Genomic DNA, 15,400 nt, shown 5'->3' with positions numbered 1-15,400 from the left:
AAAATCAATAGTACCTAAAGGGTACCAATCTTGGCTCATCAATTACTGACAAAAAATTTGCTCAAATAAACTTCGAGAAATTTCTACCAATCATCAATGATAATATATATCGATCAATCAACCAGTAAAAATCCACACAAGTTGTTCTTCATAATCTCTTAATGATCTTCTTAATGCTTCGTCAGCATCAAGCTAGGTCGGCTATATTACCCTTTCTTTTCAGAAAGTCAACTAGCAATGTTAATTTATTTTCTAACTCATTCTCAAAACTTAGATCCAACCTATTCAGCTAAATCCTTGTTTTTCAACAAGTTTTAATTAACATCACCGCCGATGGATGTGCATTCTACAGCATTCCTCCCCCAATGCAACCATGTTTTTTTAAATATTTAAATAAAATATGATTAACTGGATATTTATTGTTCAATTTACGTGATTTTTATGCTTTTTAGCTATTTTTTAAGCGTACATGGCACAATACTTGCAAAATTATCCATTAATTTTTCATCTTTATTAATTTCTTGCCACTTTAAACTACGGCAATCTATATATTCACAATACCCAGATTGCCCCTCTTCTTGAATTCCGTCAATCTGCACCTCATAACTAAAACTACCGACATAACCTGCGGCAACACCGAATTTAAAATCTCCACGACTTTCACCTTTCACGATTATTTTTCTTTTTTTATTTTCAAATGACCATTCAAATACGCGCGCTAAATACATCTCATGCCCATTAGGGGTTTTTACTTTTGGGTATACACGATGAACTTTGAAATAAACATCATCAAACATTTCAGATGTCTGAGTTTTTAAATCTCTTAAATACATTCTTGATTGTACAATTTGATTTAAACCATTGCGTATATGAGCAAGAAGTAACTGTCTTTGGTCGATTAAGTTAATTATTTGATAGGTAAAAAAATGAAGCGGTAGATAAGGAATATTGATCGCTCTGGCAAATTCAAATGATCCTAACTGGTCAATTTTATATGTTTGTTCTTTATAGGTTACTGTTCCTTTGCATTGACACACTAATGACCAGTGATCAAATAAACCTAATTTTAGTTTGGTAAAGTGCGAAATAATTGGTTGAGTTTGAATATTCAGATCAACGGAAAGTTCATTGTCCTTTCTTATTAATTTGAAGTTTGGAATTGAGCCTTCTAGTTGTTCTCTTTGTCCAAATACAAATTTATTCTCTTTAATCTCGCAATCATTGATGATTGAATAGCCATTAAAATGTCCAACCATATGTGGACTAATGCTCGTAATGAGTGAAACAGTATCCAAGGCTTTTGTTTTAATTGCATAATCATTACGCAGCATTGGAACATTCGGCTGTCCGATAATGGTTAAAAAATTAAAATAATGAAGTGGAGATGGTAATCCTGGAATCATCAATCCTTGATGAATAATTTTATAGATTCCTCGTGGACCGTGATAATCCAACCGAAGAGGAAAAGGAGCCTGATTCAGCTGTTTTGAATCGTCCGCTAAACTCATCAACAACTGCATACCAAACTCCTTTTTTTATTTATATTGTTTTTTCTCGAGCCAAAAATGTAGTGACGAAACCTGAAAGTGCATAAATTATCGAGAGCACTAAAATACCGACAGGAATATTGTATGTAATCGCAGCAAAGATAAACACAACAATAGGCAAGACTGCGAACGGCACACGTTTACGATCTACGGTTTTAAACGAATAGTATTTAATATTCGAAATCATCAGCAAGCCAACTGCAATAATAATGACTGCATTTATCGTCTGAATCATTGGATCAGATAGGACAAAAATTTCAGGGAAATCACGCCCCACCCAAACCAAAGAAATGATCATTACTGCGGCTAGAGGACTAGCTACACCAATAAAATAGCGTTTATCAACCACACCTATTTGCACATTGAAACGTGCCAATCGGAATGCAGCACAAGCAGTATAGACAAAACATGCAGCCAAACCGATTCGACCGAGATCATGGAGGCTCCAGCTATACATCAAAATTGCAGGCGCAACACCAAATGCTAACATATCTGATAATGAATCAAACTGCTCACCAAAAGGGCTTTGCGCTCCAATTGCTCGTGCGACCCGACCATCTAAACCATCAAATAAAGCAGCGATAAAAATGGCATAAATGGCTTGTGTGAATTCGCCATTCATACTTGCAATAATTGAGTAAAACCCTGACAACAATGCCGCAGTAGTAATCAGATTTGGCCACAGATAAATCCCACGACGCTTAACCTTTTGCCCTTCTTGTGTATGTTCCTCTTCTTCAACTTCGAAAGTAATACCATCAAAGCCCGGAACATTTCTTGGAGAAGATTCAGTTTCAGGTTTATTTATATTTGTCATTGTCATTCGTCCTAACTGTAGCCTTATCTCTCAATATTCTTATTCGCCGACCAACCAACGAACGGCAGCATGACCACCATTTTCACTCATTCTTAAGTGCGGGAAAAGCCATTGCAATGCTTCATCTGCATCTTCAGAAAACTTCCAAGGTGGATTAATCACCAATAAACCACAACCGTTTAATCCTACAGGTGTATCGTCTGGCCATACACATACTTCACAAACCAATTGACGGCGAATACCAGTCTTAATCATTTTTTTCTCAAAACGATCAATCATTGCGCGGTCTTTAATTGGGTACCAAATTGCAAATATGCCTGTAGGCCATTTCTTATATGCCGTAGCGATGAGTTCAACTAACTGCGGAAAATCCTTTCGCTCCACCTCATATGGTGGATCAATCATGACCAATCCACGTTTTTCTTTAGGAGGAATCACACCGAGCAAACCTTCATAAGCATCACGCTCATGCAAACCTGCACGACGATCACGCACATTCATATAAAGTTGCTGAAATACATCTCGTTGCATCTCAAAAATTGTTGCTTTATCTGTTTCGCGCATTCCTTCCAAAGCGAACCATGGCGAACCCGGATAAGCGCCTTTTCCGGCACCTGCACGCATATCTTCTACAACTTTAAGATATTGCTTAACACCTTCAGGGGCATTACGCTTAATTGAGTCATCGAGTTTAACTAAACGGTGAATACCATTTAAAAACTCTCCCGACTTCTGTGCTGCAGACGTTGATAAATCGTATTTACCTGCACCACCATGTGTATCAATGTAACGATACGGCTTATCTTTTTGATTAAGACGTGACAAAATCTGAAGCAACAATACATGCTTCATGACATCGGCAAAGTTTCCAGCATGGAAATGGTGACGGTAATTCATGTTTCAATTATTCCTAAGATCAACAATCATTTTAACATGAAAAAGTGTTTCATTCAGAATCGATTATTACTCTAAAATAGCTGACCTTTTTTTTATACAGTAAATAGCGAGATAAATATGGAAGCAGTTGTCATCCCAGGGGATTGGAATGTTGATCAAATCCTTGATGATTTAGATCAACATGGCTTCAGTATCATCGATCATGCATACCCACCAAGCTATTTAAAAAACGTTGTAAATGAATGCCAAATCCATCTTGATGATTTTCGAAATGCAGCAATTCAAAATGGCATTGTCAGCACAATCCGCAGCGATCACATTTTGTGGTTAGATCCAAAACTATCAATTTCCCATCAACACATAAAAACCTTAGATTTACTCTCTCAGGAATTAAATCGTGCATTTTATTTAGGCATTCAAGAAGTCGAAGCCCACTTCGCTTGTTATAATCCTGGTGATTTCTATGCTTTACATCGAGACAACCCTCAAGGCAAAAATGGTCGTGTGATGTCGACAGTTTTTTATCTGCATGAGGAATGGCATCAGCATTGGGGTGGTCAACTAAAGCTACAAGATAAGAATAATCAGTGGCATATTATTGAACCCAAACCTAATCGCATCGCTCTATTTCAAAGCGATTTATTACATGAAGTTCTTGTTGCACACCAACAACGTCTTTCGATTACAGCTTGGTTAAGGACCGCACGAACTTTAATTTAGCGCTTTATTTTTTCGAAGTTGCCTCCATATAGGTTTTAAACCTGATGAGGACTCATCCATGCAATCAAATACCAAACTAATTATTCAACGCATTGGTGAAACAGACCAACTTTACTTACAAAAAAATACGCCTGAGCTTGCCTTTGAACGTGCCGAATTGCGTTTAGAGCTGGTCAGTATGAGTAAGCTTCGTCAGGAACAAATTCATTTTCTTCAAGAAGCGATTGTTCTTCTTGAACAAGGTCGAGTAGATTTCGAAGAAATGCCAATGCGTTTGTATATTAATCTTACCCTGATGTTAGCTAGAGCCTACATGATGTATTTTGAGATTACTCAAGATGAAAAATTTGCGATCATCACTCAGCAAATTTTAAAATCATTAACATCGACCAATCATAGTGATGTTTATTTTAATCTGGCTTATGCTTGCGCTTCTCGTAAAGAGTCAGCACTTACACGCCATTGGCTAAATAAATATTTTAAAACTATTGATCATGATTTAGAGGTGATAAGAACTCACCCTGCTTTCAAACAATTTCATGACCAAGAGTGGTTTATCCAGTTAACCAAACCTAAGATGCATTAAAAAAAGCCCCATTAAAGGGGCTTTTTTAGGCCATTTTTAATTTATATGCATCCATATGTAACTGTTGATTAAGTTCATCTATCCATATTGCCCAATCATCATCTTGTACTAAATGACTAATTAAGAAGTCGCGCTGACCTTTATTCCAAAATGGTGCATCATGTAAATTTTGTTGAGCGGAAAGCTGATGTGTACGGATATAGAGTTCAATTGCCGCTGGACTATTTGCCAACCCCAATTGAGAAAACAATAACGCTAAGGAAGGTTTATGTTCCATCAAGAGACTCCCCTTATCAGATTTTAATAAAATTATTATTTAAATAACTTATAAGAAATCCATGAAAAAACCCAGCTTTTGGTCTGGGTTTATTGTTTCAATTTGTGATTATATTTTCATCACTTTGTATCGTTTGTGAGCTGCTCACTCAATTGGTCAATGACAATGGCCCATTCATTATCTTTTTTCCAATGACTAATAATAAAATCGCGTTGCGATGGGTTCCAAAAATCAGCTTCATGCATCGGCGTATTGGGATCAAGCCGATGTGTTTGTATAAATTGATCAATCCCTTCAGGTGAGCTATCTAAGCCCAATTGCTCAAAAAGTAATTCTTGATTTACTTCCATATCCAACATGGATTGCTCCTTGAATTTTCATGATTTTGTTCAAGATAACATGTCAATACACAGTTCTATGTAGAAGGATTTCTTAAGCATTGTTAAGTTTTGTGCATTAAAAAAGCACTCCATTCGGAGTGCTTTTTTAATTTAGTTGAAAACTAAATTATTTAACCATGTCAGCAATCGCTGCACGTTCTTCTTCTAACTCATTAAGCGTGAAGTTGATACGCTCACGGCTGAATTCGTCAATTTCAAGACCTTGAACGATTTTGTACTCGCCATTTTCACAAGTTACAGGGAAACCGAACATTACGCCTTCAGGGATACCGTAAGAACCATCAGAAGGAATACCCATAGTTACCCATTCGCCGTTTGTGCCAAGAGCCCAATCGCGCATATGGTCGATTGCAGCGTTTGCAGCAGAAGCAGCAGAAGAAAGACCACGCGCTTCGATGATCGCAGCACCACGCTTACCAACAGTTGGAAGGAATACGTCTTTATTCCATGCAGCATCGTTGATTTTGTCTTTTAAGCTTTCGCCGTTTACGTTAGCAAAACGGTAGTCAGCATACATTGTTGGAGAGTGGTTACCCCAAACTGTCATGTTTTTGATGTCAGAAACTGCAACACCTGCTTTTTGAGCAAGTTGAGTTAACGCACGGTTGTGGTCAAGACGTAACATTGCTGTGAAGTTTTTCGCTGGAAGATCTGGAGCAGATTTCATTGCGATATAAGCATTCGTGTTAGCAGGGTTACCTACAACAAGAACTTTAACGTCACGGCTAGCAACTTCGTTAAGCGCTTGACCTTGACCGATGAAGATTTCACCGTTGACTTTAAGAAGGTCAGCACGTTCCATACCAGGACCACGTGGACGTGAACCAACAAGAAGCGCGTAGTCAGCATCTTTGAATGCAACTTTAGGATCATCAGTACCGATCATGCCAGCCAACAATGGGAAAGCACAGTCGTCAAGTTCCATCATCACGCCTTTAAGCGCTTGTTGAGCTTTCTCAACAGGAATTTCTAATAATTGAAGAATAACTGGTTGGTCTTTACCCAACATTTCACCGCTAGCGATACGGAATAAAAGGCTGTAACCAATTTGACCAGCAGCGCCAGTAACGGCAACGCGAACAGGTTGCTTCATGTAATTATCTCCAGTTGAGAGGATAGTCAATGCGATTAAATAGCTGTTCTATCTAATCTTAATAATCATAAACGGCGAAGATTGTACTCCAATACTTTGACAGATGCATTGAAAAGAGAATGAATTTCAACAAAAGTCTGATAGGAAATATAAATTAACTTCGCGGAAATAAATTAGTAGGCGCCCTCTATGTCAAATGTATTTGGGCAGGTCGAGACAATATCAGACGCACATGACTTGAATTGACCATTCGTGCGATAACAGATTTCAACCCCCGTTAACACCGGGCGACCATTTAAACTTTGGCATTGAAATTCAATACCTTGGCTGGGTAATTTTGGGTTGAGTTTGATGAATTGCGATCGTAATGTCGCGATAGAGACTGTTTTACGATCCACTCCTGTTAAGTAATCAGGAACTTTTAATTGGTCTGCATGATTAATAATGGTACGAAAATACTGACTGGCATTCATTGGAACGCAACCACCATAGTTGGCCCACAGCCTAATTCTAGCCTGCTCATCAGGCATCACCCTAGCAACAACCTTCTTCTGTAGCGGTGCCAAGGTGGCAGATGAACTCGTTTGGCAATCATGACGACTGGTTTCTGGGATAAGACCCTTTATCGTCAGTGAATATCCTTCTAGGCATTTACGGTGTTTCGCTTTTGTTCGATCTAATGCACAAATGGCAGGTGTCATCTGTACTTGAAGCACATATCCTTGTAAACCTTTCCCTGATGCCATCACATCTGCTGAACACAACAAAGCCCCTACGCTCAAACTACTGAGGAGGTAAGTGTGTTGACGACTAAACAGCAGTTTTGTGTGATTCATCAAAGCTCACAAAAATAGTTGAAATGCTATTGCGTATTTCTTACTGGAATAGGCGGCATACGACTTTCGATCGCTTGCGGCCCCTGTCCAAGCAAAACACCATAATGAGCAGCATTGGTCATAACTTTCTTCACATAGTCACGTGTTTCATGAAGTGGTATTGACTCTGTGTATTGATCCGCCGCAATGCTTTTAAACTCTGGTTGCCAACGACGTGCTCTAGTCAGCCCTGCATTATAGCCAGCCGTAGCTAGAACTGGACTGTTACTCAGCATACCTTGAATCATTGACAGGTAATATGTCCCATAACGAATATTGGTATTCGGATCTGATAATGCAGCAGGATTATACGTTTCACCCATTTTTCGTGCCACATCTTTTGCTGTAGCAGGCATAATTTGCATCAATCCACCAGCACCTACATGTGAACGGGCCGTGGTTACAAAGCGACTTTCTTGACGCATTAAACCATAAGCCCACGAAGGATCAATCCCTGCATTTTTACTATGCGTCACCACTAGATTTTGATGTGGTGTCGCATAACGATATGCATAGTTATGACGTTTAAGTGTTCTTTCCGCCGCATAAATAGCACGGTCATACCACCCCATTTCTGTGGCACGTTTTGCCGCAGCCAGTAATAGACCATCATCTTGCTTAAGATAAGCTTGGCGGACAGCCCAATTCCATTCACGATTTGTGTAAGTTGCTGAAGCATTGATATTGCGTAATGCAAAAGCACGTCTAAAGTGAATATCTTGATCTAAACGTTGAATATCCTGTGCGCTTGGTTGAGCACGATCATGTGCTTCATTATAACGAATACCTAAATGGTCTTTTGCCAACAGATTGTGATAATCATCGCCAGCGGCAGCTAATCGTTGATAAATACTTTTTGCAGCTTGCTTGGAAGTTTGGTCTTTACGATTTTCATATGCTCTCGCCATCCAATATTGCCAGCGATCTTCTTGTTTTTGCGTAACGCTCATACTATCTATGGCGCGCAACACACTTTCCCAATCACCAAAACGAATCGCTTGACGCGCGTAAATTTCAGCCTCTTCTGGTGTAAAAGGCACGCCATAACTGTAATCAAAGTTCTTCAGCACTTCAGGATTAAAATTATTTTTCATCACTGTCGTACCTCCAATATACGCCACCGTGCGGTACATATACTTTTGAACATCTGCAGGAACACCTTGCACGACACGAGGAAGATTTTGAAGCGCCGTGTTCAAGTCAGCATCTGCAGCACGACCTAAAGCAAACACCAAATAAGCATAATCTACTGTTGTTCCTTTGGTCGCAGACCATAAATAATTCAAAGGATCTGCCTGAATTTGATTTAATTGTGCTAATGACAAGTTTAAACCCAGAGTTTGTGCTGTTGCGATTGCTGGACCAGACTGCCCCGCTCTAAGTTGCGCATACAAGCGCTGTTGACGATCCGTAGTCGTGAGTAAGGGACTACTTAGCATTAAGCGACCTAAACCATTACACGATTCCGGCTGTGATTCTGTTTTAAGCCAGACATCTTTATATTCAGCGTATACCAGTGTATCGCCATTTTTTGCTCTTACTTGCGCAACCGCACAGCTTTCAGCTTGATCAGGATTGGTGACATAAGGTAAAACAGGTTGAGCTGTCTTGAAATCTGCTTGTTTTACCTTTTCTTCGACATAATCAGCAGCTAATTTTTCAGCCATTGCAGATTGAGGATAGCGCTGTGCAAAGCTGATAATATTCGTTGCAGGTTGGAAGCCTAAATTATTATTCAACATCCAATATTCTGGATAATATCCAAGCGCATCATTTTGCATTGCAGAACGATAATATTCGAGCTGAGCTGTATTACCCGAGTTCGCAAATTTAATCGCCTCATTAAATTGCTCTTCAGCCGCATGAGCAACGGGCAAACAACCTAGTGTTATCAGCCCCATTAAATATTGTTTTAACTGTTTTTGCTTCACTGCTTTTTTTAACACGCTTCTCTTCTCAACTTTAACTCGTCGCTACATTTGGACATGCTTTTTTTCATGATCAACTCTTTTGCAGCGCTTGGCAATTTTAAAATGTATTTTAAATACTCTAATGATCAAGTACTGTTCTGTTATGTAAAGCGCTGATTAACCACTATTATTTTAAAGTATTTTTACTGTAAATCCATAAACTTGATCTGATTTATATATTTGTTCAACCCGTAGTACAAATACTGTAAAATAGCTCGCTTTTATCGAGTGTGGGATTCCCCCATACTTCACCGGAACATATTTATCCCTTTTTATAGGATAGGAGCCTTCATGACGGTTCAAACCTTCATTCCGAATAGTGCCCCAGCTGCCTCAGAAAACACTGTTACCCAGCCACAGCACACCCCAGCCATCGATGGTGCAGTCAAAAAACTGTATATCGAAACGCAAGGGTGTCAGATGAATGAGTATGACAGTCATCGTATGGCCGACTTGCTAGGTGATTCACACGGTTATGTATTAACAACAGACCCTGCTGATGCAGATATTCTTTTAATGAATACCTGTTCAATTCGTGAAAAAGCGCAAGAAAAAGTATTTTCAGAATTAGGTCGCTGGCGCAAGCTGAAAGAAAAAAATCCTGATTTGGTGATTGGTGTAGGTGGATGTGTTGCATCTCAAGAAGGTGACAATATCCAAAAACGTGCACCTTATGTCGACATGGTATTTGGTCCACAAACACTTCACCGTTTGCCACAAATGCTTGATCAGCATACGGATCAAATTGAAAAGCCGAAAAAAGAGAAAATCAAACTGGTAGACATCTCATTTCCAGATATCGAAAAGTTCGACTTCTTACCTGAACCTCGCGTTGAAGGTTATAAAGCTTTCGTATCGATTATGGAAGGTTGTTCAAAATACTGTTCATTCTGCGTGGTGCCATACACTCGTGGTGAGGAAGTCTCTCGTCCCCTAGATGATGTACTTGCTGAAATTGCTGGTCTTGCGGAAAAGGGCGTACGTGAGGTTTCTTTACTCGGTCAAAACGTAAATGGTTACCGCGGAGAAACATTCGAAGGTGAAATCTGTACGTTTGCTGATCTTCTTCGTCTAGTGGCGGAAATTCCAGGCATTGGTCGTATTCGCTATACGACATCTCATCCATTAGAATTCAATGATGACCTTATCCAATGCTATCGTGACCTACCACAGATGGTTTCTCACCTTCATTTACCAGTTCAAAGTGGTTCAAATGATGTATTGAAGGCGATGAAGCGTAACCACACGATTGACGTTTATATCGATAAGATTGCTAAATTACGCCAGGTACGCCCTGATATGCATTTGTCTTCAGACTTTATTATTGGCTTCCCTGGTGAAACTGATGCTAACTTTGAAGAGACATATCAATTTATTCAAGACTTAGATTTTGATCATTCTTATAGTTTCATCTACTCGAAACGTCCTGGTACACCAGCATCAGAGCTGGAAGATTTAACACCTGAAGATGTTAAAAAAGAGCGCTTGGCTAAAGTTCAACAATGGATTAAGCAGTCAAGTATCCAAAAAACTGATGCTATGCTTGGTACTGTCCAACGTGTGCTCATTGAGAGCGTTTCAAAGCACGATCCAAACTTATTGGTAGGAACCGCAGACAATACACGTTTAGTAACATTTATTGGTGATGCCTCTTGGCTTGGACGCTTTGCAGAGATTGAGATTACAGAGATTAAAACCTTGAATTTAGTTTACGGTGAACTCTTGAATCTTGAACCTGACGTGGCGTAATGTAGAGGTATAGATTAATAGACTCTAAAGGAAATCTCTTGACTGCAGCGATTCGACGTACAGTGGCTTTTCCCGGTGTTTCAATGGACCGTTTACAAACCATGCTTGGCGCGTACAACGGTCATATGAAACAAATTGAACAACGTTTAGATGTAAAAATCAGTCAGCGTGGTGATAGTTTTTTTATTGACGGTGGAATTGATGAAGTCGAGAGAGTTGAAAGCTTACTTCAGCGCTTATACGCCGAAGCTGAAGTTTCTCAACAAATCAGCTCTGATTTGATTCATTTAATGATTCAAGGCAGCCAGACTGATCATGAATTACAATTGGATCCTAATCAAGAACACACAGGACTTGACGAGGTCTGGCTCCAAACTCGCAAGGGCCGTATTAATCCGCGGGGGGCCAACCAAAAACGCTATGTACAACGTATTCTTCAAAGTGATATTTCTTTCGGGATTGGTCCAGCGGGTACAGGTAAGACGTATTTGGCTGTAGCTGCTGCCGTTGATATGCTTGAACGCAATGAAATTCAACGTATTCTTTTAGTTCGCCCTGCTGTGGAAGCTGGTGAAAAACTTGGCTTCTTGCCAGGTGACTTATCACAGAAAATTGATCCTTATTTACGCCCACTCTATGATGCCCTGTATGAAATGCTTGGCTTTGAAAAAGTGGCAAAATTAATTGAGCGTCAAATTATTGAAGTAGCGCCACTTGCATATATGCGTGGTCGTACACTCAATCACTCCTTTGTCATTTTAGATGAAGCTCAAAATACAACGCCAGAACAGATGAAAATGTTCTTAACTCGTCTTGGTTTTGGTTCGCGTGCAGTCATTACAGGTGACATTACCCAAGTAGATTTACCACGTGGACAACAGTCTGGTTTGGCACATTCATTACGTGTGCTTGAAAAGATTAAAGAAATCCATATCACACGTTTTCACTCACGTGATGTTGTAAGACATCAGCTTGTACAAAAAATTGTAGAAGCATACGAAGGTTGGGACAGTGAACAACATCGTTTAACCGCTGAAGCACGTGCGGAACGTAAAGCGCGTCAAGAAGCACTCATATCAGAAAATGATTCTGCTGCTGATGCTCAGCATCAAGATGCAGAGTAATTTAAATCTAATCACGCTCAAGGCAAGATTTTGAAACTCAGTCTCTCATTACAACAATCGTTTGAAGCATCAAGCTTGGTGCTCAAACGTGCGTATGTTAAAAAAATTATTGAAACCACACTTCGTCATATTGATACACAAAGCGATTGTGAAATTGGTATAGCTTGCGTAGATGTCGAAGAAAGTCACAAACTTAACCTTGAATATCGTGGTAAAGATAAGCCAACCAATGTTTTATCTTTTCCAAGCGACTTACCAGATGAAATGGCTGAAATTCTAGACAGTTTCCCTATCGGAGATCTGGTGATTTGTATTCCCGTTGTGCTTCGTGAAGCAGAAGAACAATCTAAAGCACCATTAACACATTTCACTCATATGTTGGTTCACGGTACTTTACATCTGATGGGCTATGATCATGAAACTTCTGAACAAGATGCTGAGGAAATGGAAGCTATTGAGATTGAGATTTTACAAAAACTAGGTTTTGAAAATCCTTACCTGCTTTTGGATGACGAATAACATTCCTCAATGACTTCGGTCTATGCTTCCCGTTATTCGGGAAGCAAATTAAAATAATAAATGAGTATTCAAAAATGAACTTCGTTGTCATCTTCAAAGCTAAAATAAAAAATATTGATGATGAATATGTAATATTGGCTAGCCAAATGCGGCATAAAGCGATGCATGATTATCATTGTACAAAGTTTGAAAGCTATCAAGAGAAAGATAATGATGTCAGTCTTTCTTATTGGAGTCGGTTAGAAGATATTCAAGCTTGGCGTCAGGACACTGAGCATCTTTATGCGCAACAAAAAGGTCGCCTATCATGGTATGACACGTATTCGATTGAGGTCTGTCAGATTCAGCGCGCTTATCAATCTGAATAAATCGAGTTGATCTTTATATTGATGACATATTTTAGACAAATGAGTTAAATATTGAGCAAGTTCTTCAGATAAAATAAGATAAAGTCATGCGAAACCAATAGATTAAACTTAAATAACGCCTGACCATCAAAACCATAATAAACGTCTTTGTAAACATTACATCGCAATTGGATAAGCTGTTATCCTTCGGCAGTAATCACCTACAAGATATATACTAGCTGACATCTCACAAGATTTAGAGGTAATGGAACTTCACTTATGCCAACGATTATTTCAAATATCGCGAACAAATTTCGTAAAGTCTATCAAAAGGCTGAAGGGTTTATTGAAGAAGAACGTGAATTTCCTGTCTCTCAAGTTTTTTTAAATGCGACTTTCAAGCGCTTTGTGACCGACAATGTCAGCATCCTTGAAGACTTACATGCAGATTTACATGATGATTGGCTTCGACTCTATGCCACTTTGAATGTGAAAGGGCTTTATACCATTCTCTCTGTAGATTTAAAGCTGATTCAAATGGAATTGAATAAAGATGTACAACTGATTGTATTTGAACAAATTAGTGAAACCGAAGTCATTGAAGCAAAATTTCAAACCTTTTGGATGAAAATTGCATTCCGCTCTGCCCTATTTTTCTATCAAAAAATTCTTCGTAAAGATCCACTTGGTATGATTTTAGAGCGGTTTAATGTCATTAAAGTCAAAGACGATCTCTTACATCTCGATCTAAATCAGTGGCTCGGAAAAAATCGCTCGATCATTGAAACATTGGGCAAAGTACACGTCAACCATGCAGAACTTCGTGAAACAGAATTGGTGGTGATTGGTAATGTAAATTTGATGGCTTTATTCAGCAAAATGAATACTGATCGATTCAAATCTAAATCTGATGAAGTGGAAAGTGATCACATTACACCAATTAAACAAAAGGACGACTAGAGCGCAGCGTTTTGATGTCGTCATAAAGCTTAAGCTACAGAAAAATACATTTTCACTGTGATTATTGATTATTTCTCCTTATTTATCAGAGATAATAAAACTTCAAGTGATCCTTCGATACGAAGGTAAAGGAAGAAAATATTTATGGCATTTAAATCGTTTAAAACTTTGAGTGTGATTGCAAGTGTAGGTACAGCCGTGCTTTTCACAGGCTATTCAAGTCAAGCGCTTGCCATGACGCCCTTCCAAGCCTCTTATCAGTTTGCATACAATGGTAAAAACTTGGGGTCAGCAACACGAACCTTGAAAAAATCAGGTAACACATGGAATTACGTTTTTGCAGCTAAAGCAGGTGGTATTGCTTCAGCGACTGAAACCAGTAACTTCACATTCAACAATAATCAGATTCAATCATCCAATTTCAGTCGCACCAGTAAAATTTTGGTTCATAACAATACAATGAGCATTAAATTTAATCCAAGTGCCAAAACCATTAACACCACTAAAGATAAAGAGCAACGTTCATTTGCTTGGAAATCTGGTGTACTGGATGAGTTAAATGCAGAATTGCAAATTCGTGAAGACTTAAAAAATAACGGTTTAAAATCGCAATATTGGATTGCAGATGCTAAAGAAGTTGAATCACGTCGTTTCGTCAAACAAGGCACTGAAAAAGTAGAAACCAAGTACGGTACGTTTGATACCATCAAAGTAGTGATGAAGCATGATAAACCAGGTCGTGAAACGATTTTTTGGCTGTCTCCGAAATTGGACTATTTACCAGTGAAAGTCACACACCAAGATAAGAAATCTTCATACGGGCTCTTACTGACAGGGTATAACGGTCCACAAAATTAAGGCATTTTTTACTTGCTTTTTTGCAGATGCTTTTTAAAATACGTCTTTGCTTAAAAAGGCACCTGCCCTAGAGGATTCTCCCGTGTACGCACTAGAACAGAAAATCTTAAACGAAGGTATCGTTCTATCTGATCAGGTTTTAAAAGTTGATTCTTTTCTAAACCACCAAATCGACCCAGTGATGATGCAACAAATTGGTCAAGAATTTGCTCGTCTATTCAAAGATGCAGGCATCACCAAAATCATCACAATTGAAGCTTCAGGTATCGCACCTGCTGTGATGGCTGGCTTGGAACTTGGTGTACCGGTAATTTTTGCACGTAAGTATCAATCTTTAACTTTAAAAGATGATTTATATCGTTCAAAAGTATTCTCTTTTACAAAGCAAGTAGAAAGCACAATTGCTATTTCTAAGAAGCACATTGCAGCAACAGATAAGGTTCTTGTGATCGATGACTTTCTTGCGAATGGACAAGCAGCTTTAGGTTTAGCTGATTTGATTCACCAAGCTGAAGCTGAGGTTGTCGGGATTGGTATCGTGATTGAAAAGTCGTTCCAACCTGGCCGTGATCTTTTACTTGAAAAAGGTTACCGAGTTGAATCACTTGCTCGTGTTGAATCACTTGCAAATGGGACTGTGACTTTTGTTCAAGAATAATT

Annotated in this window: 17 protein-coding genes; 9 read left to right on the top strand and 8 right to left on the bottom strand. The window is 38.9% G+C overall.

The window, feature by feature from the left end; genetic code table 11:
* Positions 1-452: 452 nt before the first annotated feature.
* From AC1M9D_RS04280 to AC1M9D_RS04270, 3 genes are read right to left on the bottom strand one after another with little or no spacing between them, the layout of a single operon-like run.
* Positions 453-1,520 carry a DUF6670 family protein gene (locus AC1M9D_RS04280; RefSeq protein WP_481611566.1) on the bottom strand — a complete coding sequence of 356 codons (1,068 nt, stop codon included), beginning with the start codon at positions 1,518-1,520 and terminating at the stop codon, positions 453-455.
* A gap of 19 nt (positions 1,521-1,539) precedes the next feature.
* Complete coding sequence (pssA, locus tag AC1M9D_RS04275) at positions 1,540-2,364, bottom strand: CDP-diacylglycerol--serine O-phosphatidyltransferase (RefSeq protein ID WP_035269898.1); 825 nt, start codon at positions 2,362-2,364, stop codon at positions 1,540-1,542.
* A gap of 39 nt (positions 2,365-2,403) precedes the next feature.
* Entirely contained in the window at positions 2,404-3,261 is an 858-nt protein-coding gene (locus tag AC1M9D_RS04270; protein ID WP_035269897.1) for a 23S rRNA (adenine(2030)-N(6))-methyltransferase RlmJ, read from the bottom strand.
* A gap of 117 nt (positions 3,262-3,378) precedes the next feature.
* Here AC1M9D_RS04270 and AC1M9D_RS04265 point away from each other — a divergent pair, with 117 nt between their 5' ends.
* On the top strand, positions 3,379-3,981 hold the full coding sequence (locus tag AC1M9D_RS04265) for a 2OG-Fe(II) oxygenase (protein ID WP_481611565.1): 603 nt from the start codon (positions 3,379-3,381) through the stop codon (positions 3,979-3,981).
* A gap of 58 nt (positions 3,982-4,039) precedes the next feature.
* Positions 4,040-4,567: a hypothetical protein gene (locus AC1M9D_RS04260; protein WP_035269895.1), complete on the top strand. Its 528-nt coding sequence runs from the start codon at positions 4,040-4,042 to the stop codon at positions 4,565-4,567.
* Positions 4,568-4,592: 25 nt separating this feature from the next.
* On the opposite strand, the gene AC1M9D_RS04255 is transcribed toward AC1M9D_RS04260, so the two are convergent.
* The 5 genes from AC1M9D_RS04255 to AC1M9D_RS04235 form a co-directional block, all read right to left on the bottom strand.
* Positions 4,593-4,844, bottom strand: a complete 252-nt coding sequence (locus tag AC1M9D_RS04255; protein WP_035269894.1) for a DUF2789 family protein — start codon at positions 4,842-4,844, stop codon at positions 4,593-4,595.
* A 119-nt stretch (positions 4,845-4,963) separates the two neighbouring features.
* Positions 4,964-5,203, bottom strand: a complete 240-nt coding sequence (locus AC1M9D_RS04250) for a DUF2789 family protein (RefSeq protein ID WP_179999322.1) — start codon at positions 5,201-5,203, stop codon at positions 4,964-4,966.
* Positions 5,204-5,351: 148 nt separating this feature from the next.
* Positions 5,352-6,338, bottom strand: a complete 987-nt coding sequence (locus tag AC1M9D_RS04245; protein WP_035269892.1) for a malate dehydrogenase — start codon at positions 6,336-6,338, stop codon at positions 5,352-5,354.
* A gap of 173 nt (positions 6,339-6,511) precedes the next feature.
* Positions 6,512-7,174, bottom strand: a complete 663-nt coding sequence (locus AC1M9D_RS04240) for a ribonuclease T2 family protein (protein WP_481593784.1) — start codon at positions 7,172-7,174, stop codon at positions 6,512-6,514.
* 26 nt (positions 7,175-7,200) lie between these two features.
* Positions 7,201-9,114 (bottom strand): lytic transglycosylase domain-containing protein, encoded by a 1,914-nt coding sequence (locus tag AC1M9D_RS04235; RefSeq protein WP_481594921.1) that lies wholly within the window; start codon positions 9,112-9,114, stop codon positions 7,201-7,203.
* A 360-nt stretch (positions 9,115-9,474) separates the two neighbouring features.
* Here AC1M9D_RS04235 and miaB point away from each other — a divergent pair, with 360 nt between their 5' ends.
* The 7 genes from miaB to AC1M9D_RS04200 all read left to right on the top strand — a co-directional run bounded on the left by miaB (position 9,475) and on the right by AC1M9D_RS04200 (position 15,398).
* A complete protein-coding gene (gene miaB / locus AC1M9D_RS04230) occupies positions 9,475-10,932 on the top strand; it encodes a tRNA (N6-isopentenyl adenosine(37)-C2)-methylthiotransferase MiaB (RefSeq protein ID WP_179999317.1) in 1,458 nt (485 codons plus the stop codon).
* 38 nt (positions 10,933-10,970) lie between these two features.
* Positions 10,971-12,056, top strand: coding sequence for a PhoH family protein (locus AC1M9D_RS04225; RefSeq protein WP_092768044.1), 1,086 nt, complete (start codon positions 10,971-10,973; stop codon positions 12,054-12,056).
* A gap of 30 nt (positions 12,057-12,086) precedes the next feature.
* The gene (gene ybeY / locus AC1M9D_RS04220) at positions 12,087-12,575 is read left to right on the top strand and encodes an rRNA maturation RNase YbeY (RefSeq protein WP_179999313.1); all 489 of its coding nucleotides are present in this window, start codon (positions 12,087-12,089) and stop codon (positions 12,573-12,575) included.
* A gap of 74 nt (positions 12,576-12,649) precedes the next feature.
* Complete coding sequence (locus tag AC1M9D_RS04215; RefSeq protein ID WP_481593785.1) at positions 12,650-12,943, top strand: antibiotic biosynthesis monooxygenase family protein; 294 nt, start codon at positions 12,650-12,652, stop codon at positions 12,941-12,943.
* Positions 12,944-13,201: 258 nt separating this feature from the next.
* Positions 13,202-13,882: a hypothetical protein gene (locus AC1M9D_RS04210; protein WP_179999309.1), complete on the top strand. Its 681-nt coding sequence runs from the start codon at positions 13,202-13,204 to the stop codon at positions 13,880-13,882.
* 144 nt (positions 13,883-14,026) lie between these two features.
* Positions 14,027-14,740, top strand: coding sequence for a DUF3108 domain-containing protein (locus AC1M9D_RS04205; RefSeq protein ID WP_035265223.1), 714 nt, complete (start codon positions 14,027-14,029; stop codon positions 14,738-14,740).
* Positions 14,741-14,822: 82 nt separating this feature from the next.
* On the top strand, positions 14,823-15,398 hold the full coding sequence (locus AC1M9D_RS04200) for a xanthine phosphoribosyltransferase (protein WP_035265221.1): 576 nt from the start codon (positions 14,823-14,825) through the stop codon (positions 15,396-15,398).
* Positions 15,399-15,400 lie beyond the last annotated feature (2 nt).

This window comes from Acinetobacter sp. ANC_7682 (assembly GCF_056779795.1).
The sequence above is the reverse complement of the archived record's forward strand: the minus strand, read 5'-3'. Positions and strand labels throughout refer to the sequence as shown.

Coding starts and splice junctions, on each gene's coding strand:
- AC1M9D_RS04280 (WP_481611566.1), bottom strand. CDS start 1,520: ATGCAGTTGTTGATGAGTTTAGCGGACGATTCAAAACAGCTGAATCAG.
- pssA (WP_035269898.1), bottom strand. CDS start 2,364: ATGACAAATATAAATAAACCTGAAACTGAATCTTCTCCAAGAAATGTT.
- AC1M9D_RS04270 (WP_035269897.1), bottom strand. CDS start 3,261: ATGAATTACCGTCACCATTTCCATGCTGGAAACTTTGCCGATGTCATG.
- AC1M9D_RS04265 (WP_481611565.1), top strand. CDS start 3,379: ATGGAAGCAGTTGTCATCCCAGGGGATTGGAATGTTGATCAAATCCTT.
- AC1M9D_RS04260 (WP_035269895.1), top strand. CDS start 4,040: ATGCAATCAAATACCAAACTAATTATTCAACGCATTGGTGAAACAGAC.
- AC1M9D_RS04255 (WP_035269894.1), bottom strand. CDS start 4,844: ATGGAACATAAACCTTCCTTAGCGTTATTGTTTTCTCAATTGGGGTTG.
- AC1M9D_RS04250 (WP_179999322.1), bottom strand. CDS start 5,203: ATGTTGGATATGGAAGTAAATCAAGAATTACTTTTTGAGCAATTGGGC.
- AC1M9D_RS04245 (WP_035269892.1), bottom strand. CDS start 6,338: ATGAAGCAACCTGTTCGCGTTGCCGTTACTGGCGCTGCTGGTCAAATT.
- AC1M9D_RS04240 (WP_481593784.1), bottom strand. CDS start 7,174: ATGAATCACACAAAACTGCTGTTTAGTCGTCAACACACTTACCTCCTC.
- AC1M9D_RS04235 (WP_481594921.1), bottom strand. CDS start 9,114: ATGGGGCTGATAACACTAGGTTGTTTGCCCGTTGCTCATGCGGCTGAA.
- miaB (WP_179999317.1), top strand. CDS start 9,475: ATGACGGTTCAAACCTTCATTCCGAATAGTGCCCCAGCTGCCTCAGAA.
- AC1M9D_RS04215 (WP_481593785.1), top strand. CDS start 12,650: ATGAACTTCGTTGTCATCTTCAAAGCTAAAATAAAAAATATTGATGAT.
- AC1M9D_RS04210 (WP_179999309.1), top strand. CDS start 13,202: ATGCCAACGATTATTTCAAATATCGCGAACAAATTTCGTAAAGTCTAT.
- AC1M9D_RS04205 (WP_035265223.1), top strand. CDS start 14,027: ATGGCATTTAAATCGTTTAAAACTTTGAGTGTGATTGCAAGTGTAGGT.